Below are 21568 nucleotides of genomic sequence, written 5' to 3'. Positions count from 1 at the left end.
GACAAAGGCGCCGGCCCGGCCGCGCCCGCGTGAGCGGGGTGCGGCCGGGGTCCGGCGCCGTGGGCTCGCTACTTCGAGCCGGCAGCCTTGCCGAAGCGGGCCTCGAAGCGGGCGACACGGCCACCGGTGTCGAGGATCTTCTGCTTGCCCGTGTAGAACGGGTGGCACTCGGAGCAGACCTCGGCACGGATGGTGCCCTCGGTCAGGGTGCTACGGGTGGTGAACGACGCGCCGCAGGTGCAGCTGACCTGGGTCTCGACGTACTCGGGGTGAACATCGCGCTTCAAGGTGTCTCCTAGATTCGGGAGGGCGCCGGGTCGCAGGGGCCGAATTGCCGCGTGCGTGAACCGGGGCCGACAGACCAGTCTGCCAGGACCGGGCTGCCTGTCAAAATTCCGGGAACGCCCTCCTCAACCAGGAGGGCCCGGCATCTATTCCGCTCAGCGGACGATGTCGCCGGCCGGGCTCTTGTCGCCGGCGGAGTTCGCGGTGGCCTCGGCGGGGACCGGCTGCTCGGCCAGGAGGGCGTCCCAGACCATCTTGGACTCCTTGGTGAGCGGCGCGACGCGGTTCCGGTCGTAGCGGTCCGGGGCCACCGGCAGGGTGATCATCTGCATGTTCTGGGCGTCGATGCCCTGCAGGCTCTGCGCGAAGCCCATGAGGGACTTCACGTCGCCGAGGGACTTGTCGGTGGTGAGCGCCTTGGTTCCGGTGTCGGCGAGGTCGAGCAGCCGCTTGGGGTTGTCGAAGATGCCGATGCTCTTGACCTGCTTGATCAGGGCCTTGATGAAGGCCTGCTGGAGCTGTATTCGGCCGAGGTCGCTGCCGTCGCCGACGCTCTTGCGGGTGCGGACCAGGCCGAGGGCCTGCTCGCCGTCCAGGCGGTTGGTGCCGGCCGGCAGGTTGAGGTGGCTGCCGTCGTCCTTGATCGGCTTGGTGGTGGTCACCTCGACGCCGCCGAGGTTGTCGATGATCTTCTTGAAGCCCGTGAAATCGACCTCGATGTAGTGGTCCATGCGGATCCCCGACATCTTTTCGACGGTCTTGACCGCGCAGGCCGCCCCGCCGATGGTGAACGACTCGTTGAACTGCGAGCGCGTGCTGCCGCGGTCGGTCTTGCCGTTGCTCGTGGTGCACGAGGGGCGGTTGACGATGGTGTCGCGCGGGATCGACACGACGGTGGCCTTCTTGTGGCCCTCGTACAGGTGGACGATCATCGCGGTGTCGGAGCGGGCGGAGCCGCCGTCGTCGCGGCCGTACTCGCCGTTGGCGCCGGCGCGCGAGTCGGAGCCGAGGACGAGGATGTCCATCGAGCCGTTGTCCACGTTCTGGGGGCGGTCGGCACCGAGCGCCTGGTCGATGTCGACCGTCTTCAGATTCCCGTTGATCTTGAAGTAGAACCAGCCGAGCCCCGCCCCGCCGAGGAGAACCACGCCGACCGCGCTCCAGGCGGCCACGGACAGGGCCTTCCGCTTCGCCGGCTTGCCCTTGGGCCGGTCCGCGGCGGCACGCCGCCCCTCGCCCCTGCTCTCCTCGCTCATGCTCTCCTCAGTCCTGGGGCGCGGGCCCGGCCGTCCGTCCGGCCTCGGGCTACCCCCGCCCGCCCGCTCACACAGACGGGGGAACGCCTCCGGGGGTTCCACGGCCCGGCCCCGCCGGGCCCGCGCAGGCCGCGGATGTGGCGAAGGTCGCACCGGGCTCGGGAAACGGGCGGGGCAGCAGCGCCGGAAGGCCCGTATTCGGGCCGCAGGGGGCGCGCCTGCCGCCGTACGGAGGCCTCGTCGCCGGGCTGGGCCCGGCCGTCGCCGTACCGGCTCCGGAGGCCCCGTACGGGCCGAGACGCGGAACCGCCCCCGCCGCGGCTGCGGTGGGGGCGGTTCCGGTGGGATGCCCGACGGCGTCAGTCGTCGTTCTTGCCCGACGGGGTCGTCTTGGCGATCTGCATCAGGAACTCGGCGTTCGACTTCGTCTGCTTCATCTTGTCGAGCAGGAGCTCGATGGCCTGCTGCGAGTCGAGCGCGTGCAGCACCCGGCGCAGCTTCCAGACGATGGAGAGCTCCTCGCTGTTGAGGAGGATCTCCTCCTTGCGGGTGCCCGACGGGTCGACGTCGACGGCCGGGAAGATGCGCTTGTCGGCGAGCTTCCGGTCGAGCTTGAGCTCCATGTTGCCGGTGCCCTTGAACTCCTCGAAGATCACCTCGTCCATGCGCGAGCCGGTGTCGACCAGCGCGGTGGCCAGGATGGTCAGCGAGCCGCCGTCCTCGATGTTGCGCGCGGCACCGAAGAAGCGCTTCGGCGGGTACAGCGCGGTCGAGTCGACACCACCGGACAGGATGCGGCCGGAGGCGGGCGCCGCGAGGTTGTACGCGCGGCCCAGACGGGTGATGGAGTCCAGCAGGACGACCACGTCGTGGCCCAGCTCGACGAGGCGCTTGGCGCGCTCGATGGCCAGCTCGGCAACGGTGGTGTGGTCCTCGGCCGGGCGGTCGAAGGTCGAGGAGATGACCTCGCCCTTGACCGACCGCTGCATGTCGGTGACCTCTTCCGGACGCTCGTCGACGAGGACGACCATCAGGTGGCACTCGGGGTTGTTCGTGGTGATCGCGTTGGCGATCGCCTGCATGATCATGGTCTTGCCGGTCTTCGGCGGGGCCACGATCAGACCGCGCTGGCCCTTGCCGATCGGCGACACCAGGTCGATGATGCGCGTCGTCAGCACGCCCGGGTCGGTCTCCAGGCGGAGCCGGTCCTGCGGGTAGAGCGGGGTCAGCTTCTGGAACTCGGGGCGGCCGCGGCCGGATTCGGGCGCCATGCCGTTGACGGAGTCCAGGCGCACGAGTGCGTTGAACTTCTCGCGGCGCTCGCCGTCCTTGGGCTGGCGCACGGCACCGGTGATGTGGTCGCCCTTGCGCAGGCCCGCCTTGCGGACCTGGGCGAGGGAGACGTACACGTCGTTGGGGCCGGGCAGGTAGCCCGAGGTCCGGATGAACGCGTAGTTGTCGAGGATGTCGAGGATGCCCGCGACGGGGATCAGGACGTCGTCGTCGGCGACCTGCGGCTCGCCCGGGGCGAACTCGTCACGGCCGCGGCGGCCACGGCGGTCGCGGTAGCGGCCGCGACGGCCACGGCGGCCGCCCTCGTCGTCGAAGTCGTCCTGCGGCCCGGCGTCCTGGCGGCCCTGCTGGCCGCCCTGCTGGCCCTGGCCCCGGCCGCCCTGCTGGCGGTCGCGGTCGCCCCGGCCGCCGCCCTGGCCCTGGCCGCCCTGGGCGCCCTGGCCCTGCTCGTCGGTCTTGGCACCGCGCTCGCGGCGGTCACGCTGACGCTCCCCGCGCTCCCCGCGCTCGCGGCGGTCGCGGCGGCCGCGGCCCTCGCCCTCCTGGCCGCCCTGGGCGGGCGCGGAGACGGCGGTGGCGGCCTCGGCCTTGGTCTCGGCGGGCGCGGCGGCGGTGGCGGTCTCGGCCTTGGCCTCGACGGTCACGGTGGCGGCGGCCGCGTTCTCCGGGCTGCCGGAGGGGGCGGTGGCACGACGGCGGCGGCGTTCGCCGGCCGGGGCCTCCTCTGCGCCGCGCTCGGCTTCGCCCGTGCGGGCGGTGCCCCCGGCCGGCTGGCCCGGGATTTCGATCTGCGCGGGGGCGGCGGGCTTCTCGGCGGGCGCCGCGGCGGCGGCCTCGCCCGTGCGGGCCTTGCTGGTGGCGCGGCGCTTCGGCTTGGCCTCGGCGGCGTCGGCGGCGGGTGCCGCGGCCTTGGCGGTGCTGCCGCCCGCCTGCGCCTCCTTGATGACCTCGATCAGCTGGCTCTTGCGCATGCGCGCGGTGCCCCTGATACCGAGGCCCGACGCGACCTGCTGCAGCTCGGCCAGGACCATGCCTTCGAGGCCGGTGCCGGAGCGGCGGCGCTTGGGCGCGGAGGCCGCGGCGGGAGCGCTGGTGTCGACAGAAGCGTCGGCAGCGCCCATCAGATCGGTGGTGTCGCTCACGAAGGGTCCTTCCCTGGAGCGGACGTCGGCCTGTCTGGCTCGGCGACCGGTTGTGCTGTCCGGCAGCAGTCCTAGGTGTGTGGACTGAGCCGGGGCGGTGGTCCGCCGGTAGAAGTACGGCGGAGAGAAACGTGCATGAGTGGTTCCGGCGAGAGGCCCCCGAGCTGGAAGCGTGGGAAGTTCACGCCGATTCCGATTCCGGAGCGGTGCTCGAAACTGCCGGAAGTGATCAGAGCAGTCGGGGAGGCTCCCGGAAGAAAGGTGGTCCCTGATGGGGACACTGAGCGCCGAGCCAAGGCGGCTTCGGCTGCGCACTTGAGAGTAACACTACCGGATCCAACAGATATTCCCCCTCTCAATCACCGGCAATCGCGCCATCCGCGCGGGCGGCCCGCCCTGGCCGCCCGCCCCTTGACCGACCGGCCCGTACGGGCTAGCCGCCCTGGGTTCCCAGCGGAAGTACGCTCGCGCCCGCGGCGTCGAGGGCCAGCCGGTTGGCCGCCCATCCCTCGCCCGCGAGCTGCGCGACCTTGTCGGCCGCGCCGCCTTCGGCCAGCGCGAGGACCGTGGGGCCCGCGCCGGAGATGACCGCGGGGATGCCGTCCGCCCGCAGTCGGTTGACGAGTGCCACGCTCTCGGGCATCGCCGGGGACCGGTACTCCTGGTGGAGTCGGTCTTCGGTGGCCGGCAGCAGCAGCTCGGGGCGCCTGGTCAGGGCTTCCACGAGGAGGGCCGCGCGGCCCGCGTTGACGGCCGCGTCCACGTGCGGGACGGTGCGCGGCAGCAGGCCGCGCGCGGTCTCCGTGAGGACGGGCTTGGCGGGGACGAAGACCACCGGAACGACGGAGTCGGAAGGCTCCATGCGGATGGCCTTGGCGCTGCCGCCGTCCATCCAGGCCAGGGTGAAGCCGCCGAGCAGACAGGCGGCGACGTTGTCGGGGTGGCCCTCGATCTCGGTGGCCAGTTCCAGCAGGGCCGTGTCGTCGAGCCTGGCCTCGCCGCCTATGGTGACGGCGCGCGCGGCGACGATGCCGGCGCAGATGGCGGCGGAGGACGAGCCGAGGCCGCGGCCGTGCGGGATGCGGTTGGCGCAGACGACCTCCAGGCCGCGCGGCTGCCCGCCCAGCAGGTCGAACGCGGTGCGCATGGAGCGTACGAGCAGGTGGCTCTCGTCCCGCGGGAGGGTGTCGGCGCCCTCACCCGCGATGTCGATGTCCAGGCCGGAGTCGGCCACGCGGACGACCACGTCGTCGTAGAGCCCCAGGGCCAGACCGAAGGCGTCGAAGCCCGGGCCGAGGTTGGCACTGCTGGCGGGGACGCGCACCCGTACGGCGGCGGCGCGGAACGCTGGACCGGCCATCGTCCGATGACACTCCTTGTGACCGTGCGAGAAGTTCGCTGTGAATGTACTGGAGAAGGTACGACACCCGGGGGCCCTCGGGGCAGCACCGCGGTCATATGCGCGGTGGCGGATGTCAGTACAGCGTATCGAAGGAAGGTTCTCCCGCGACATAGGGCGCACGGGAGGCGCACGATGCGTGTCGCGTCCCGGACCCCGGATTCGGTTTGGTTTTGCCGCCGTACGACCCGAGTTGCCGGATTCCGCGAGGCGTCCGGAGCGGATCCGGAGCGGCCGGGCAGGCCCCGGAAGGCCTCAGAAGGGGGCTGAATCCGGCAACTCGGCGTGGACCGCCGGGGCTTCGACGGTGCCGCGGCACCGTGACGGCGCATCGGCGCCGCCCCACCGGCGACCCCGCCGCGGCCCGGCCGGTGTCGGCCGGGCCGCGGCGGACAGCCGTCAGACCAGGCCGAGGCGGACGGCCGCGGCTTCGGGGTCCACCGGGACGGTGACGGGCTGCGGGGCTCCGGCGACCGCCCAGTCGGGGTCCTTCAGGCCGTTGCCCGTGACCGTGCACACGATCTTCTGGCCGGGGTCGACCAGGCCCAGCTCGGCGGCCTTGAGCAGGCCGGCGACCGAGGCGGCCGAGGCGGGCTCGACGAACACGCCCTCCTGCGCGGCCAACAGGCGGTAGGCGGCGAGGATCTGGCGGTCCGTCACCTCGTCGATGAAACCGCCCGACTCGTCGCGCGCGGCGAGCGCGTACTCCCAGGAGGCCGGGTTGCCGATGCGGATGGCGGTGGCGATGGTCTGCGGCTCCTTGACGACCTCGCCGCGCACGATGGGAGCGGAACCGGAGGCCTGGAAACCCCACACGCGGGGCGTACGGGAGGCCAGGCCGTCGGCCTTGTACTCCTTGAAGCCCCTCCAGTACGCCGTGATGTTGCCGGCGTTGCCGACGGGCAGCACGTGGACGTCGGGGGCGTCGCCGAGCGCGTCGACGATCTCGAACGCAGCTGTCTTCTGGCCCTCGATGCGCACCGGGTTGACGGAATTGACCAGCGCCACCGGGTAGTTGTCGGAGAGCGCCCGGGCCAGGTCGAGGCAGTCGTCGAAGTTGCCGTCCACCTGGAGGATCTTCGCGCCGTGGACGAGGGCCTGGCCCATCTTGCCGAGCGCGATCTTCCCGCGGGGCACGAGGACGGCGGACACCATCCCGGCGCGCACCGCGTAGGCGGCCGCCGAGGCCGAGGTGTTGCCCGTGGAGGCGCAGATGACGGCCTTGGCGCCGTCCTCCTTGGCCTTGGTGATCGCCATGGTCATGCCGCGGTCCTTGAAGGACCCGGTGGGGTTCGCGCCCTCGACCTTGAGGTGCACCTCGCAGCCCGTGCGCTCGGACAGGACCTGCGCGGGCACGAGGGGAGTACCACCCTCGCGGAGCGTCACCACCGGCGTCGTGTCCGTGACCGGCAGGCGGTCCCGGTACTCCTCGATGATGCCGCGCCACTGGTGGGTGCGATTGCTGCTCATGGGTCCTTACTCCCCTTCAACACGCATGATGCTGGCGACACCGCGGACGGTGTCCAGCTTCCGCAGCGCCTCGACGGTCCCCGAGAGGGCGGCGTCGGGTGCGCGGTGGGTGACGACGACGAGGGAGGCCTCGCCGTCCTTGCCCTTCTGCCGGACGGTGTCGATCGAGACACCGTGCTCCGCGAAGACCGTCGCCACCTGGGCGAGGACACCCGGCTTGTCGGCCACATCGAGGCTGATGTGGTACCGGGTGACGACGTCCCCCATGGGGCTTACCGGCAGCTGGGTGTACGCCGACTCGCCGGGCCCCGTTGCCTCGGCGAGCTTGTTCCGGCAGACGGCGACGAGGTCGCCCAGGACCGCCGAGGCGGTCGGCGAACCGCCCGCGCCGGGCCCGTAGAACATGAGCCGCCCGGCGGCCTCCGCCTCGACGAAGACGGCGTTGTACGCCTCGCGGACGGAGGCGAGCGGGTGGCTGAGCGGGATCATCGCCGGGTGCACGCGCGCGGTGACGGACCCGCCGTCGGCGGCGCGCTCGCAGATCGCGAGCAGCTTGATGGTGCAGCCCATGCGCTTGGCGGAGGCGAAGTCGGAGGCGGTGACCTCGGTCATGCCCTCGCGGTAGACGTCGTCGAGCCGGACCCGGGTGTGGAAGGCGATCCCGGCCAGGATGGCGGCCTTGGCGGCGGCGTCGTAGCCCTCGACATCGGCGGTCGGGTCGGCTTCGGCGTAGCCCAGGGCGGTGGCCTCGTCGAGGGCCTCCTGGTAGCCGGCGCCGGTGGAGTCCATCTTGTCCAGGATGAAGTTCGTCGTGCCGTTGACGATGCCCATCACCCGGTTGATCTTGTCGCCGGCGAGGGACTCGCGCAGCGGGCGGATCAGCGGGATGGCGCCGGCGACGGCGGCCTCGTAGTAGAGGTCCAGCCCGGCCTGCTCGGCGGCCGCGTGCAGGGCGGCGCCGTCCTGGGCGAGGAGCGCCTTGTTCGCCGAGACGACGGCGATGCCGTGGTCGAAGGCGGTGGTGATGAGGCTGCGGGCCGGCTCGATGCCGCCGATGACCTCGATGGCGACGTCGACGTCGCCCCGTTTGAGCAGGGCGGTCGCGTCGGTGGTGATCAGCGCGGGGTCGATGCCCTCGCGCACCTTGGAGGGACGGCGCACGGCGACGCCCGCCAGCTCGACGGGCGCGCCGATCCTCGCCGTCAGATCGTCGGCGTGCGTCGTCATGATGCGCGCCACCTCTGAGCCGACCACTCCACAGCCCAGCAGCGCCACCTTCAGCGGACGCGTACGCATCATTCGACCTACGCCTTTCGATCTTTCTTCGGCTCCCGGCGGGCGGTGTTGCGCGCCGGGTTTGAACCAGTCTCACCCAATGGACACAAGTTTCCATCCTCGGTCCATTGGATGAGACAGCTATTTCATCATCCGAGGTCGAGACGCAGGAGATCTTCCTCCGTCTCGCGCCGGACGATCACCCGCGCCGCCCCGTCGCGCACGGCGACGACGGGCGGGCGGAGCGCATGGTTGTAGTTGCTCGCCATGGAGCGGCAGTACGCGCCGGTGGCGGGTACGGCGATCAGGTCGCCGGGGGCCAGGTCGGCCGGCAGGTAGGCGTCCTTGACCACGATGTCACCGCTCTCGCAGTGCTTGCCGACGACGCGGGCGAGCACCGGCTCGGCGTCGGAGGTGCGGGAGACGAGGGTGACGGAGTACTCGGCGTCGTAGAGGGCGGTGCGGATGTTGTCGGACATGCCGCCGTCCACGGACACGTACGTGCGCAGCCCCGCCAGCGGCTTGATCGTCCCGACCTCGTAGAGCGTGAACGCGGTCGGCCCGACGATGGCGCGGCCCGGCTCGACGGAGATGCGGGGCGCGCGCAGCCCGGCGGCCTCGCACTCGCGGTCGACGATCTCCTTCAGCGCCTTGGCGATCTCGTGGGGCTCGCGCGGGTCGTCGGAGGAGGTGTAGGCGATGCCGAGGCCGCCGCCGAGGTCGATCTCGGGCAGCTCGATGCCGTGCTCGTCGCGTACGGCGGCCAGCAGGCGGACCACGCGGCGGGCGGAGACCTCGAAGCCGGCCATGTCGAAGATCTGCGAGCCGATGTGGGAGTGGACGCCGAGCAGTTCCAGCGAGTCGTGCCCGAGGGCGCGGCGCACCGCCTCGGCCGCCGAACCGTCGGCAACGGCGATGCCGAACTTCTGGTCCTCGTGGGCGGTGGCGATGAACTCGTGGGTGTGCGCTTCCACGCCCACCGTCACACGGATCTGCACGGGCTGGCGTACGCCCAGCTCACGGGCGATGTGCGCGACGCGGGCGATCTCCTGGAAGGAGTCGAGGACGATCCGTCCGACGCCGGCCTCGACGGCGCGGGTGATCTCCGCCACGGACTTGTTGTTGCCGTGGAAGGCGATGCGCCCGGCGGGCATCCCCGCGGCGAGGGCGGTGGCCAGTTCCCCGCCGGAGCACACGTCCAGGTTCAGCCCCTCCTCCTTGAGCCACTTCACGACGGCCTTGGAGAGGAACGCCTTCCCTGCGTAGAACACATCGGCATCCGGCCCGAAGGCGTGGGCCCACGCCCGGCACCGGTCCCGGAAGTCCGCCTCGTCGAGGAAGTAGGCGGGCGTCCCGAACTCCTCGGCGAGCCGGGTGACGTCGACCCCGCCCATGCTGACGACGCCGTCGTCGTTGCGCCGGACGGTCCGGGACCACACCTTCTCGTCGAGGGCGTTCAGGTCGGCGGGCGGCGGCGTGTAGTGGCCCTCGGGCAGGACGTCGGCATGGCGGGGGCCGGCGGGGTGCGCGGAACGGCTCATCGGTCTCTCTCTTCGCGGATCACAGGCAGTCGGGTGCGTTCATGCCGAGCAGGGCCAGGCCGCCGGCCAGCACCGTCCCGGCGGCTTCGGCAAGGGCGAGCCGGGCGCGGTGGGCGGCCGAGGGTTTCTCGTCCCCCTTGGGCAGGACGCGGTACTGGAAGTCGAGCAGCGCGTCGGCCAGCTCGACGAGGTGCCTGACCAGCCGCTCGGGCGCACGGTGGTGCGCGGCGGCATCGAGGACGAGCGGATGGTCGGCGAGGACGCGCAGCACCCCGGCGCAGTCGCCGTACGGGGCGGGCATCAGCCGGGGCCCGAAGCCGAGCAGCCGGGCGTTGCGCACCAGCCCCACAGCACAGGCATGCGCGTACCGAACCCGGAAGAACTCGCTGGACTCGTCCTGCACGAGCAGCGTGTCCCGGAACGAAGGCGTCTCATGGGCCGGAACGCACAGCATGGCCCAGACGGCGGCGTCCTCCCCGAACCGCGCGACGACGTCCCCGTCCCGCCGTGCGACGGGCGCGATGTTCGCAAGCGGCTCCCCACCGGGGATCCCCTGACTCGCCAGGATCCGCCCGACGGCCCGCCCGACGACCACGGCGCGCAACTCGCCGGCGGCAGGAGAAGGTGCTGCGCAGACGGCGGGGAAAGCACCCACGAGGCGCAGCGCGTCGCGCACCGCGTCGACGGAGGACCGCTCCTCCAGGACGAAGTTCAGGAAGCCGGCGCCGGTGACCTCGACACGGGCGATCCCTGCCTCGGCGACCAGCCGGCCGGCCAGCACCCGGGCCACTTCACCGGGCGGGCGGCCGGCGGCCTTGGCGACCTGGAAGGCGACGGGCGTGGCGTACTCCCCCACCCCGCCGGGGCGGGTCCGCTCGACGACCACCCGCGCGGGCACCGCGGCATGCGCGGGCAGCTCCCCGTCCTCGACGGCGCAGCGCACGGCGCGCACGACGGTGCGGGTGAGATCGGCGGGGGTCACGGAACCCAGCCTAGGGGAGACACCCCGCGGTCACGCGAACGGTTTCGCCATGTGAACAGGCCCGACGAACAGATCCGCCCCAGGACGACCCGACCGGGCAGGACACCCCGCGCCCGCCGGGCAGGACGCACGAACCCGAAAAGGAACGATGCTCGGGGCCGAAAGGAACAGTGCACGGAAACGAAGAGGCCTTCAGCCCCTCCCCCTCCCGGCGGGAGCCCCTTCACGCCCTTCCCGATCGCGCCGCTCGACGAGCCTGCGGACGACCTGCACCAGCTCGGCGGGCTCGAAGGGCTTGGCGATGAACGCGTCGACCCCGGCCTCGATCCCGTTCTCCACCTCGTGCTGCGTACAGGCGCTGACGATGGCGACGGGCAGATGGCGCGTCCGCGGATCGGCCTTGAGCTGCGCAGCGGCCCCGAACCCGTCCAGCCGTGGCATGACCACGTCCAGCGTGATCACATCGGGAGCCACCTCGTGCACCACGTCCAGGCACTCGGCACCATCGCTCGCGGTCACGACCTCGAAGCCCTCCAGCTCGAGATTGACCTTGATCAGTTGCCGGATGACCTTGTTGTCGTCGACAACAAGCACCCGGCCCGAGGCGCCTGGCACAACTCGAGAGTAGGTCCGCGCTCGCCCCCGCGTCCGGGTTTTTGCCACTTCCACCCCGTCCGAGCGACCCGGGCGCTCCTCCTCCGGAAACGGTTTCTGATCACCCCGCGGAAGCTGGTAGTGTTCAACCCGTCGCCGCACAGCGAACGACACGCCCCCGTAGCTCAGGGGATAGAGCAACGGCCTCCGGAGCCGTGTGCGCAGGTTCGAATCCTGCCGGGGGCACTTCGCAAGAAGTGCCAAAGACGAAGCCCCGAACTCAGTCCCACTGAGTCCGGGGCTTTCTCGTTGTCTCTCACTGTTCACGCGTGAGTGGCGCGTGAGCGGCGTGAGCGGCTCACGCCCGCACGCCGCGCCTCGGCGCCACGGGGGATTGTTCGCTCTCCCCCATACGGCAGCAGGGCCCGGACCGCTCGTCGCGGTCCGGGCCCTGCCCCGTGCGGTACCGCCCTGGGGCGGCGGTGCGTCACCTCTGTGCGGTGTCCTCGCCCGCCTGCCCGGCGCCCTCGGATGCGCCGGTCTTCTCGCGCATCTTGCGCAGCAGCTCCGCCTTCTTGTCGGCTGCACCCTGGCGGTCGAGGTTGCGGTGCGGACCGTTGTTCTGCCGCTCGGCGCGGGACAGCCGCTTGCGCTGGCCGCCGCCCTGGCCCACGGGGTTGTTGATGTTCTTGCTCTTGGTCACGGGTTCTCCCGGTCCTGATGTGAAGTGAAGTACGGATTCGTCGGTGGGTGACGGGCGGCGACGTCGGACGATGTCGGCAGAGCCCGTCACGCTCTCACTCGTAAACCGGTGTCTGGAAGAACATGACAACGACGCTACCCGGTTCCGTCGGCCCCGCGCACAGGCTTTTCGCCGCCCCGGCGTCGGCCGGGACCGCGGCGAGCGCCCCGGGTCAGCCGTGCCGCCTGTTCGATCTTCCTGTTGTTCTCCCCCTCGCTGTCGTCGAGACAGCCGGTGTAGTTCCGGTGGATCACCTCTGGAGAGTTCCCCGCCCGGCGGGCGACCTCGGCGACGGGCAGCCCGGCGCGGAGCCAGTTCGTGATGCAGGTGGACCGCAGGTCGTACGGGCGGCGCGCCCGCGGGGAGGTGGCCTTTTCGGGAGGCAGCGCGAGCACCCGGGCACAGGCATTGGTCGTCGTTAACGACAGCCGCATCTCCTCACCCGCCAGGAGTCCCCAAGGCCGCTCGGCCCGACGCCGTCCGCCAGGTCACACTCAGCGGACGCCAGAGGCCGAACGGACCGGAGCCCGGCCGCCGCCTGCCCGGGGCGGCGACAGGTCCCGCGGTCAGGCCGTCGGCGGCTTGATGGGGGCGTCGCTGCTGGCCCAGAGGTAGATGCGGGTGGTGCCGGGCTGGAACTCGTGTGCGTGGATGTCCGTGCAGAACTGGACCGCGTTTCCTTCTGGCGTCTTGGTGTCACCACGGCAAAGGCCGCCGATGCGCATGCCATCGACGAAGGTCTCGGGCTCAGGGAGGCCAAGGTGACTGAACCCGTCACTTCGGGTGTACCCCGGCTCCTTGGGATGGGTGTTGCGGACCATCTGCGTACCCTCGGGCTGCAGCGGCTTGAGGAAGCGGTCCGCCTCCGTGGTCGTCACGGTGAAGCAAGCAGCGCGACATCGTACTGAGCGTTGGTGTGGAGCCCGGCCCGTCGGTCGGTGGCCGTCTCCGGTACCTGGAAGCCCATCGTCCCCGCCATCCAGTCGGGCGTGACGTTCTCCTCCCAGCAGCACTTCTTCTGCTCCTCGCTGGGGTAGCGCAACTCGTACGCGATCATCAGGACCAGGCTGAGGACGCCGAGAACACACAGGCCCGAGAACAACCAGGCGCCGATGGCGAGGCGTCGCTGCCAGGGCTTCCGCCTCCCGGCACCGGTCGGAGCCGCAGGGTGGTGGCTCATCGGTCGATATCCCCTCCGCCGTCCCGGGCATGGCGACCCGGATCACTGCGGCCATCTTCTGAGGACGTCATGCCGGTCAGCCCCGTTTGCGCTTTCTGTCGGCGCGCCGGTTGGACTGCTTCGTACGCCGGGAGCCGACGTACTCCGCACTGCCGGCGAGGGAGGTCCGCCAGGCTCGGCGGGCCTGTTCGGCGGTGGCGCGGTCGGGGTGGTGGGAGAGCTGCTGCGCGAGGGCGGCGGTGGTGTACGGGTCCGCCGCGGCGAGGGCGGTGAGCAGGGCCTGGCCGCCACCGGGCCAAGCCGCGGCGGCCTTGTCGAAGGCTGCCAGCAGTTCAGGGAAGGGCTCGGGTTCCGGTTCGTCGGTGGCCGCGGTCATGCGGTGGTCGAGGGATGCGGCCAGCCGCACGGCTTCGAGCTCGTCGAGGAGACGTACCGCACGGGCCGACAGCGGCACGGCGGGAGCGGCCGGTGCCTGTCCTCGTGCGGTCAGGAGGTGCTCGGCCCAGCCGCCCAGCACGGGGTCGGCCAGCAGCCGGTGCAGGGTCTCCTCGGGTACGGCGGCGGCATCGAGCGTGGTGAGCAGGGACCGCCTCCTGGCGGGATCCGGCCCGGGGCAGGGGGCGGCGAGCGCCTCGAACAGAGGGGCCCATCCTTCGGCGCCGTGCGCGGCCAGCCAGTCGCCGATCGTCTGCCGGGCGACGGGCTTCGGCCAGTACCGGGCCGCCGCCACCAGCCGCCCCGCGTCCCAGCCGCGCACCTGCTCCCGGGTGGGGAAGGCATCGGCGGCCGGGCCTTCGAGGCCCAGGACGAGGGCCTCGCGCAGCAGTGCGGAGCCGAGGGGCGTGAGGCGGAGGGCGTCTCCGGTGCGTTCGGTGACGCCCAGAGCGGCCAGGCCGTCCATCAGCCGCACCAGGCGGGTGGCTGCCGGCTGCAGGCCCTCGCGGTCGGACGCGGTGAGCGTGGGAATGCCGAGGATCTCGGTCAGGGCCTGGGGATCGGGCAGTTCGTAGTCCCCGGTTTCCGGGCCGCCGGGCGCCGGGGGTGCGCTTTCGTGCTCGGGTGGGACGAACCACATGTCGCCGAGGGCGGCCAGGCGGGCCACGGACTGCGCCGTGCCGGCCTCTCCGCACAGGAGGTAGAGCGTGAGCACGTGCTCGCCGTCGTACTCCTCTGCGGTCCCCTCTTCCTCGGCCAGTCGCGACAGCAGGGCGCCCAGCATGGTCAGCGCCAGTCCGGTCAGTTCCGCAGGACCGCCGTCACTCCAGGCTTCGGCCGACGGTCCGGGGCCGAGCACGCCGTCCTGCCCACGCACCAGGAATCCGCTCGCCAGCGCCAGTTCGCGCGTCCGCTCGTCCGCGCCTTCCGGGTCGGCGGCGGCTCGCTCCAGGAGCCGGGGCAGCTCGGTGGCACGCAGCCGTGCGGCCTGGTCCTCCGCGGAGACGGGCAACGGGGCCGGGGGAAGCGGCGCGAACTCGCCGCCGTTCATCTCCAGGTGCGTCCCGGCCATGGCCTCGACGAGGGTGAGGAGAGGCACGGGAGCCTCGCCGCCCGGCGCCAGATGCGCGAAGGGTCCCTGCAGCAGCGCGTCGAGTCCGGCCGCCGTCCAGCGGTCCGCGAGCACGGCCGCCTGCTCGCCGTACCAGTCGTCCAGCTCGTCGTCGGACAGGTCGGCCGGCGCGGCGGCGACCGACGGGCCCTCGCCGGGCCGGGGCCGCTCCCGCTCGGCCACCGCCACGGCCTCCAGCCGTCCGGCGAGCAACAGCCGGGCCTGCCTGGAGCGCTCGGCGCACAGCGCCTCCGCCCAGGCCGCTTCGGCGAGCGGTTCCTGCGCGCAGGACGCGGCGAAGCCGAGCGCGGCGTGCCGCTCGGCGTGCGGGCGCTGCGCGAAGGCATCCAGCCAATCGCGCACCGCTTGGCGGTCGGTGGTGTCCACGCCGTCGGCGCGCAGCAGGTTTCCGTACAGCCGGGGCCAGGTGAGACGGCGGGGGCTGGTCATCGCCTGGAGGAAACCCTCGGCCAGCTCGTGCACCCGGGCGACGAGCTTCGCGTGCCGCTTGGCGTTGAGCCGGCCTGCCTCGCGGGTGTGGTCGGCCAGCGCGACCAGCGCCGCCACGTAGTCCGGCAGCTCGCTCTCGGTGGCGCTCACGTAGAGGGGGAGGAGGGTGTGCAGCAGCTCGGCCGCCAGTTCCTCGGTGGGCTCGGGCAAGCCGGTACGGCGGCGGGCCTCGCAGAGCACGAGCAGGCCGAGGACGGCTTCGGCCGCCCTGGCTTCCAGCGGGGCGCCGCGTTCTTCGGCGCGGGCGAGAAAGGAGTCCGGATCGGCGAGCAGCGGCGTGGCGATGGTCACCCCGGCAGCGTATCGAGGCGGCGTGGCCGCGCGGGCCTGTCGGCGGAACTCCGCAACGGCGAACGGGAGCACGGCGGTCCAAGGCGCCCGCCGTGCCCGGGCTGCGGTGCGTCGGGGCCGCGCTTCGGCTCGGCAGTCGGCAGCGCCGTGCAGTGGCGGCAACAGGTCCGGTGCCGGTCCGGGGAGTTGCCGGATGCCGGCCCTCAGTTCGGGGGGAGGTGGGCGGTGAGCCAGGTGGTGGCGAGGGTGGCGACCTCTTCCAGGGCGCCCGGTTCCTCGAAGAGGTGGGTGGCGCCCTCCACCACCTCCAGGCGGTTCTCGCAGCGGAGTTGGGCCTGGGCCTCGCGGTTCAGGGCCAGGACCTGGGTGTCGTCGCCGCCGACGATGAGGAGGGTCGGGGCGCGGACCGCGGGGAGGGAGTTCGCCAGGTCCGGGCGACCGCCGCGGGAGACCACCGCGTAGACCGGGGAGTCCGGCCGTGACGCTGAGGTGAGGGCTGCTGCGGCTCCCGTGCTGGCGCCGAAGTAGGCCAGGTCGAGGGTCGGGGTGCGGGTGTGGAGCCAGGTCGTGGTGTCCGTGAGGCGGGTCGACAGGGTGGGGATGTCGAAGACGTGGGCGCGGTTCTGCTCCTCGGCCGGGGTGAGGAGGTCGAAGAGGAGGGTGCCCAGGCCGGCGCGGTTCAGGGCCGCGGCCACCTGGCGGTTGCGGGGGCTGTGCCGGCTGCTGCCCGAGCCGTGGGCGAAGACGACCACCGCGCGGGCGTCCGGCGGGAGGGTGAGTTCCCCGGGGAGGGCGAAGCCCGCCGCGTCGATCACGACGTCGATCGTCGTTGTGGGTGGGCTCATGGCGGTGCCTTCGGTGGGTTGGGGGGAGGGGTCTCGCTCGCCGCGCGGGTCAGGAGGGCGATGACCTCCTCGTCGGAGGTCTGGGAGAAGTCCTGGTACCACTGGCCCACGGCGGAGAATCCGGCCGGTGTGGCCAGGAAGACGACGTCGTCGGCGGCCTCCGCCAGACGGGCCGCGGCGTCCGGCGGTGCCACCGGGGCCGCCATCACCACCTTGGCCGCGCCCTGCGCCCGTACGACCCCGCAGGCGGCGGCTGCGGTGGCGCCGGTGGCGATGCCGTCGTCGACCAGGATCGCCGTACGGCCGCGCAGGGGGACGCGGGAGCGGCCGGCCCGGAAGCGGTGGGCCTGGCGGGCCAGTTCCGCCTGTTCCGCCGCCTCCACCTCTGCGATGTCCTGCGGCGTGAGGCGGCCGCGGCGGACGATGTCGTCGCTGATGACGCGTACGCCGCCCTCGCCGATCGCGCCGAATGCGAGTTCGCGCTGGTACGGGACCCCGAGCTTGCGGACCACGATCACGTCGAGGGGGGCGCGGAGGGCGTGGGCCACGTGGAAGGCCACCGGGACGCCGCCCCGGGGCAGGCCCAGGACCACGGGGTTCGCCGGCTCGTACTTCCGGAGGGCCTCGGCGAGTCGTCGTCCCGCGTCGTCGCGGTCGGTGAAGAGCACCTGGTCTCGCCGCCTCGTCTTGGCGTTCGATTCGACCCCTTCTTCGAGAGGAACTCATCGGGGGCGTTTGTGCAAGTGGTCCCGGTGATCCGTGGGACGTGCGCAGGTCGGCAGCGGGGCAGCCCCGATCCGGTTCGAGGTGCCGACGCTGCGGGCGGCGCTCGCGTTCGGGATCCGTACGTGGGGGCGCTCGGCTCGCGGAAGACCACGGCCCGGCGGCGCGAGGGGCTGCGGGCGGCCGGGGTGGCGGAGGCGGAGGTCGCGCGGGTGCACGGGCCGATCGGGCTCGACCTGGGCGACCCGGGTTGACGTTGCTCGGTGCCCAGCGTCCCCGCCGGATGCTGCCGAGCTGCCGTGCCTCACTTCCTCACTTCCTCACTTCCTCACTTGCCGAGGGCGCGCTTGAGCTGGGCCTTGGTCATCTCCGAGCGGCCGCGGATGTTGCGCTTCCTGGCCTCCTCGTAGAGCTGTGCGTGCGTGGGGCCCTGCGCGCCCGAGTGGGAGCGCAGGCCGCCGCGGCGCGAGGAGGACATGTCCTCCAGGGAGAGGCGGCTCGCGGTCTCGGACTCGCCGGCGCGGGCCCGTTCCTTGTTGACCGTCCGGGCGGCGATCTCCTTGGCCTCTTCCTCGGGGACGCCGCGTTCCTCGGCACCCTCTCTGATGTGTTCGTACTGGCGTTCACGCTTGGGGGAGGATCCGCGCGGCATGGCCTGACCCCCTCCTTCCGATCCGGACTCCTGCCCGCCTACCCGCCGCACCGGCCGCCAGTCCCGCGGCGGCCATATTTCTGCCCCTTGTCGGGCGAATCCCGACCAAAGCCGGGAATATGACCTGTATGAACACGACACTGAGCTACCTCGCGGTCGACGCGACGCTCGGCAGGGCCGCGTGGTTCTTCCTCGTGGGCATCGTGATCGCCGGGTTCCTGCTGGCCGGCTTCAAGCTGGGCCAGCGCGTCCGGGCCAAGGAGCCCCCGCCGCCCACCCCCGAGAGCCAGCCGCACCTGCCCGAGGGCGGAGCGGTCCACGAGGTGCGCGAGGAGCGCGACCAGGTGGAGATCCCGGAAGGCGGCCTGCGCCCCCACGAGATGCAGGGTTACGGGAACTTCGGCGACACCGAGTCCGCCCACCCCGACGAGGTCCGCAGGCGGCGCGAGTCCGGCTACGAGCGCCCCGTGGGCCCCGGACCGCATCCCCAGCCCGGCTCTCCCCCGGACGCGGGACGCGGCGCCCACGCCTGACCGCCCCGGGTCCGGGCGCCCGCCGCCGCCCTCTCGCTCACCCGTCTCTGACCTGCGCCGTCTGCCCGCGGCGCAGGTCAGGCGTCTGTGCGGAGCCTGAGCACCTCGGGCGGCGGGTGCCGGGTCGAGGTGTGCCGGACCTCGGCCGCCAGGGGCGGATCCAGGGGGTGGTACGGGACCTCGCCGATCCCGATCGCGGTCGCCGTGGCCTCGGTGACCAGCGTCGCCTCCGCGGCCTCCGCGGCCTCCGCCGCCGCCTCTGTGCCCGCCGCCGGGGCGCTGCCGTCGGCCTCCTCCGCCCGCCGGGCGAGTTCCGCCGCCAGTTCCGCCCGCTGCACGGCCGTCAGCGGGCTCGACACCAGCGGCGTCTCGTCCTCGACCGGCAGCGCCAGCACCAGCGCCCGGGGGCGGCGCGCCGTGCCCGTGTAGCCGATCACCGCCGCGTCCCGCACCTCTGTGTGCCGCAGCTTCCGCCAGCCGCGGCGGCCCGCCGGGTACGCCTGGTCCAGCCGTTTGACGACCAGGCCTTCGATGCCGCTGGCGGGGAGGGTCTCGTACCAGGTCTCGGCCACTTCCGGGTCGGTGGTCATCGGGACGGGCTGGAGCGGCGGGCCGAGCGGGGACAGCAGGTCCACCAGGAGGGCCCGGCGCCGCTCGTACGGCCGCCCGCGCACGTCCTCCCCGGCCAGTTCGAGGACGTCGAAGGCGGCGTACGAGGCCGGCAGGGTCCGGGCGAGGACGGCGGCCCTGGCGGTCGTGGCGGCCGCCGCCCGCCGCTGGACGAGGGCGAAGTCGGTACGCCCCCCGTGCCACACCACGACCTCGCCGTCGAGGACGGTGCCGGCGGGCAACCGGCGGGCCGCGGCCACCAGATCGGGAAAGGCCCCGGTCACGAGGCGGCCCGAGCGCGCCTGGAGCAGTACGTCCCCGGGCGTACGGACGACCACCAGCCGGTGCCCGTCGAACTTCGGCTCGTAGGCCAGGCCCGCGCCGCGCGGCAGGCTCCGTACGGGGGCCGCCAGGGCCACCTGGATCACGGTCCGGCCCCGGGAAGAGGGCGGGCACCCTCCGGGTCCAGGAGCGGCGCGAACAGATCACCGTCACGCTCGACCCTCGGCGGGATGTCATCGGCGAGGAAGACCAGGTCGGACGGGACCCGGCAGGCCTCGACCTCGGCCCAGGAGACGGGGGCGGAAACCGTTTGCCGGGCCCGTGCGCGCAGCGTGTAGGGGGCGGCGGTGGTCTTGGCGGCGGCGTTCTGGCTGTGGTCGACGAAGACCTTGCCGGGACGCAGGGACTTGGCCATGCGGTGCACGACGAGTTCGGCGAGCTCGCGCTCGGCCTCCTGGGCCAGCGTCTTCGCGTACGCCGACACGACCTCGGACGGGGTCGGCTCCAGCGGCACGGCCAGGTGCAGCCCCTTCGCCCCGGAGGTCTTCGGGTACGCGGACAGGCCGTCGGCGGCAAGCCGGTCGCGCAGCCAGAGCGCGACGCCGCAGCACTCGACGACGGTGGCGGGCGCACCGGGGTCGAGGTCGAGGATCAGACGGTCGGCGACGGCGGGGCTGCCTGCCGGCCACTGGGGGGTGTGGAACTCGACCACGAGATTGGCGGCCCACATCAGCGAGGCCATGTCGGAGACGACCACCTGTTCGGCGGAGGGGTCGTCGGAGCGGGGCACGGGGGCGGTCTTCACCCAGGCGGGGGTACCGGGCGGCGGGTTCTTCGTGAAGAAGAGCTGGCCTTCCGGACCGTCGGGATAGCGCAGGAACGACACCGGCCGGTCGTGGATGTGGGCCAGCAGCGGACCGGCGACGGTGGCGTAGTAGTGCAACACCTCGCCCTTGGTGAACCGGGTCTCGGGGTACAGCACCTTGTCCAGATTGCTGAGCGAGATGCGACGCCCCTCCACCATCGTGATCGGCGTCATACGATGAGAGTGCCACGAAACGGGAGGAACCGTGCGATCCATCTGGAACGGGGCCATCTCCTTCGGCCTGGTCAGCATCCCGATCAAACTGGTGAACGCCACGGAGAGCCATTCCATCTCCTTCCGCCAGATCCACCTGGATGACGGCGGGCGCATCCGCTACCGCAAGGTGTGCGAGCTGGACGGCGAGGAGGTGTCGGGCGACGAGATCGGCAAGGGGTACGAGGAGGCCGACGGCTCGATCATCCCGATCACGGACGAGGACCTGGCCCGGCTGCCGATCGCCACGACGAAGACCATCGAGATCGTGTCGTTCGTACCGGCGGATGAGATCGACCCCCTGCAGATGGATGCGGCGTACTACCTCGCGGCGAACGGGGCGACGGCCGCCAAGCCGTACACGCTGCTGCGCGAGGCGCTGAAGCGGAGCCGCAGGGTGGCGATCGCCAAGTACGCACTGCGCGGGCGGGAGCGGCTGGGCATGCTGCGGGTCGTCGACGACGTCATCGCGATGCACGGGCTGCTGTGGCCGGACGAGATCCGGGAGCCCGAGGGCGTCGCCCCGGAGGGTTCGGTGTCCGTCCGGGACGCGGAGCTGGACCTCGCGGATGCGCTGATGGCGACGCTGGGGGAGGTCGACATGGCGTCGCTGACGGACGAGTACCGCGAGGCGGTCGAGGCGATGATCGAGGCGAAGGCGGAGGGCGCCTTCGAACCGCCGCCGGAGGCGGAGGTGAAACCGGCCGGCGGCAGGGTGATCGACCTGATGGCAGCGTTGGAAAAGAGCGTACGGGCCGCCAAGGCGTCCCGGGGTGAGGGCGAGGGCGAGGGCGAGGCAGCGGCCGGTGAGGCCGAGGAGGCCGACGTGACACCGCTCCGCCGGAGCGCGTCCCGCAAGCGGGCGCCGGCCGCGCCGAAAGCGGTGGGCGGGAAGAAGTCGACCGCGTCGACTGCCGCGGCGAGGAAGACGGCGGGAGCCAGGAAATCCATCGCTGCGTCGAAGGGGGCCGAGTCGGCGAAGACCCCGGCCGGCGCGACCAAGTCGACGGCCAAGGCAACCAAGTCGGCCAAGACGGCCAAGACGGCGAAGGCCGCCAAGACGACCAAGAAGACGTCGGCAAGCGACGGCGGCGGCAGGACTGCGGCCAAGAAGACGACGGCCGCGAAGAAGGCCACACCGCGGAAACGGGCCTCGGCATAGGGACGGCGCTGCCGCCCGCCCGGCACGGCCACTGCGCACCGGATCTCCGGATCCCCGGCGGTCGGGCCTGCCCGTCGGCCCTTTCACCGCCCCGGCCCGGTCACCGCCCCAGCCACGTCCGTGCGTCCCGGGCCAGCGTGTACAGGGTGTCGACGTCCGGGGGTTTGAGGGTGGGCGG

General features: G+C 72.4%; 19 protein-coding genes, 1 tRNA gene and 2 pseudogenes. 4 read left to right on the top strand and 18 right to left on the bottom strand.

Annotated features, from left to right (window positions below; translation table 11 throughout):
* Positions 1-68: 68 nt before the first annotated feature.
* The 9 genes from rpmE to HYE82_RS37870 all read right to left on the bottom strand — a co-directional run bounded on the left by rpmE (position 69) and on the right by HYE82_RS37870 (position 11312).
* Positions 69-287 carry a 50S ribosomal protein L31 gene (gene rpmE, locus HYE82_RS09760; protein ID WP_030153765.1) on the bottom strand — a complete coding sequence of 73 codons (219 nt, stop codon included), beginning with the start codon at positions 285-287 and terminating at the stop codon, positions 69-71.
* Between the two features lie 153 nt (positions 288-440).
* Positions 441-1541 (bottom strand): LCP family protein, encoded by a 1101-nt coding sequence (locus HYE82_RS09755; protein ID WP_179173556.1) that lies wholly within the window; start codon positions 1539-1541, stop codon positions 441-443.
* Positions 1542-1900: 359 nt separating this feature from the next.
* On the bottom strand, positions 1901-3976 hold the full coding sequence (gene rho / locus HYE82_RS09750; RefSeq protein ID WP_179173555.1) for a transcription termination factor Rho: 2076 nt from the start codon (positions 3974-3976) through the stop codon (positions 1901-1903).
* 433 nt (positions 3977-4409) lie between these two features.
* A complete protein-coding gene (gene thrB / locus HYE82_RS09745; RefSeq protein ID WP_179173554.1) occupies positions 4410-5336 on the bottom strand; it encodes a homoserine kinase in 927 nt (308 codons plus the stop codon).
* A gap of 438 nt (positions 5337-5774) precedes the next feature.
* Complete coding sequence (gene thrC / locus HYE82_RS09740) at positions 5775-6845, bottom strand: threonine synthase (protein ID WP_179173553.1); 1071 nt, start codon at positions 6843-6845, stop codon at positions 5775-5777.
* Between the two features lie 6 nt (positions 6846-6851).
* Positions 6852-8141, bottom strand: coding sequence for a homoserine dehydrogenase (locus HYE82_RS09735; protein WP_179173572.1), 1290 nt, complete (start codon positions 8139-8141; stop codon positions 6852-6854).
* 128 nt (positions 8142-8269) lie between these two features.
* Complete coding sequence (gene lysA, locus HYE82_RS09730) at positions 8270-9661, bottom strand: diaminopimelate decarboxylase (protein ID WP_179173552.1); 1392 nt, start codon at positions 9659-9661, stop codon at positions 8270-8272.
* Between the two features lie 19 nt (positions 9662-9680).
* Entirely contained in the window at positions 9681-10643 is a 963-nt protein-coding gene (gene nrtL, locus HYE82_RS09725; RefSeq protein WP_179173551.1) for an ArgS-related anticodon-binding protein NrtL, read from the bottom strand.
* Positions 10644-10835: 192 nt separating this feature from the next.
* Positions 10836-11312, bottom strand: coding sequence for a response regulator (locus HYE82_RS37870; RefSeq protein ID WP_179173571.1), 477 nt, complete (start codon positions 11310-11312; stop codon positions 10836-10838).
* 99 nt (positions 11313-11411) lie between these two features.
* Between HYE82_RS37870 and HYE82_RS09715 the strand changes: the two genes are divergently transcribed.
* Positions 11412-11483, top strand: a tRNA-Arg gene (locus tag HYE82_RS09715).
* 241 nt (positions 11484-11724) lie between these two features.
* Here the strand turns inward: HYE82_RS09715 and HYE82_RS09710 are convergent.
* The 6 genes and pseudogenes from HYE82_RS09710 to HYE82_RS09685 form a co-directional block, all read right to left on the bottom strand.
* Entirely contained in the window at positions 11725-11940 is a 216-nt protein-coding gene (locus HYE82_RS09710) for a DUF6243 family protein (RefSeq protein WP_179173550.1), read from the bottom strand.
* Positions 11941-12074: 134 nt separating this feature from the next.
* Positions 12075-12380 (bottom strand): annotated as a pseudogene (locus HYE82_RS09705) (hypothetical protein); the annotation flags it as partial.
* 165 nt (positions 12381-12545) lie between these two features.
* On the bottom strand, positions 12546-12857 hold the full coding sequence (locus HYE82_RS09700; RefSeq protein WP_179173549.1) for a hypothetical protein: 312 nt from the start codon (positions 12855-12857) through the stop codon (positions 12546-12548).
* Entirely contained in the window at positions 12854-13159 is a 306-nt protein-coding gene (locus HYE82_RS09695) for a hypothetical protein (protein WP_179173548.1), read from the bottom strand. The genes HYE82_RS09700 and HYE82_RS09695 overlap by 4 nt, the downstream gene beginning before the upstream one ends.
* A 76-nt stretch (positions 13160-13235) precedes the next feature.
* Complete coding sequence (locus HYE82_RS09690) at positions 13236-15506, bottom strand: hypothetical protein (protein WP_179173547.1); 2271 nt, start codon at positions 15504-15506, stop codon at positions 13236-13238.
* 203 nt (positions 15507-15709) lie between these two features.
* Positions 15710-17019: pseudogene (locus tag HYE82_RS09685) on the bottom strand (phosphoribosyltransferase family protein).
* Positions 17020-17199: 180 nt separating this feature from the next.
* Here HYE82_RS09685 and HYE82_RS39230 point away from each other — a divergent pair.
* Entirely contained in the window at positions 17200-17328 is a 129-nt protein-coding gene (locus HYE82_RS39230; protein ID WP_309144251.1) for an XdhC family protein, read from the top strand.
* 74 nt (positions 17329-17402) lie between these two features.
* Here the strand turns inward: HYE82_RS39230 and HYE82_RS09675 are convergent, their stop codons facing one another.
* Positions 17403-17726: a plasmid stabilization protein gene (locus HYE82_RS09675; RefSeq protein ID WP_179173546.1), complete on the bottom strand. Its 324-nt coding sequence runs from the start codon at positions 17724-17726 to the stop codon at positions 17403-17405.
* Between the two features lie 128 nt (positions 17727-17854).
* Between HYE82_RS09675 and HYE82_RS09670 the strand changes: the two genes are divergently transcribed.
* A complete protein-coding gene (locus HYE82_RS09670) occupies positions 17855-18259 on the top strand; it encodes a DUF6479 family protein (RefSeq protein WP_179173545.1) in 405 nt (134 codons plus the stop codon).
* A gap of 77 nt (positions 18260-18336) precedes the next feature.
* Here HYE82_RS09670 and HYE82_RS09665 read toward each other — a convergent pair whose 3' ends face one another.
* On the bottom strand, positions 18337-19293 hold the full coding sequence (locus HYE82_RS09665; RefSeq protein ID WP_179173570.1) for an ATP-dependent DNA ligase: 957 nt from the start codon (positions 19291-19293) through the stop codon (positions 18337-18339).
* A complete protein-coding gene (gene ligD / locus HYE82_RS09660) occupies positions 19293-20189 on the bottom strand; it encodes a non-homologous end-joining DNA ligase (RefSeq protein WP_179173544.1) in 897 nt (298 codons plus the stop codon). Before ligD ends, HYE82_RS09665 begins: the two co-directional genes overlap by 1 nt.
* A gap of 31 nt (positions 20190-20220) precedes the next feature.
* Here ligD and HYE82_RS09655 point away from each other — a divergent pair, with 31 nt between their 5' ends.
* On the top strand, positions 20221-21390 hold the full coding sequence (locus HYE82_RS09655; protein WP_179173543.1) for a Ku protein: 1170 nt from the start codon (positions 20221-20223) through the stop codon (positions 21388-21390).
* Positions 21391-21568: the final 178 nt, after the last annotated feature.

Source organism: Streptomyces sp. BR123 (assembly GCF_013401435.1).
Taxonomy (GTDB): Bacteria; Actinomycetota; Actinomycetes; order Streptomycetales; family Streptomycetaceae; genus Streptomyces.
This window is presented reverse-complemented; position numbering and strand designations above follow the sequence as displayed.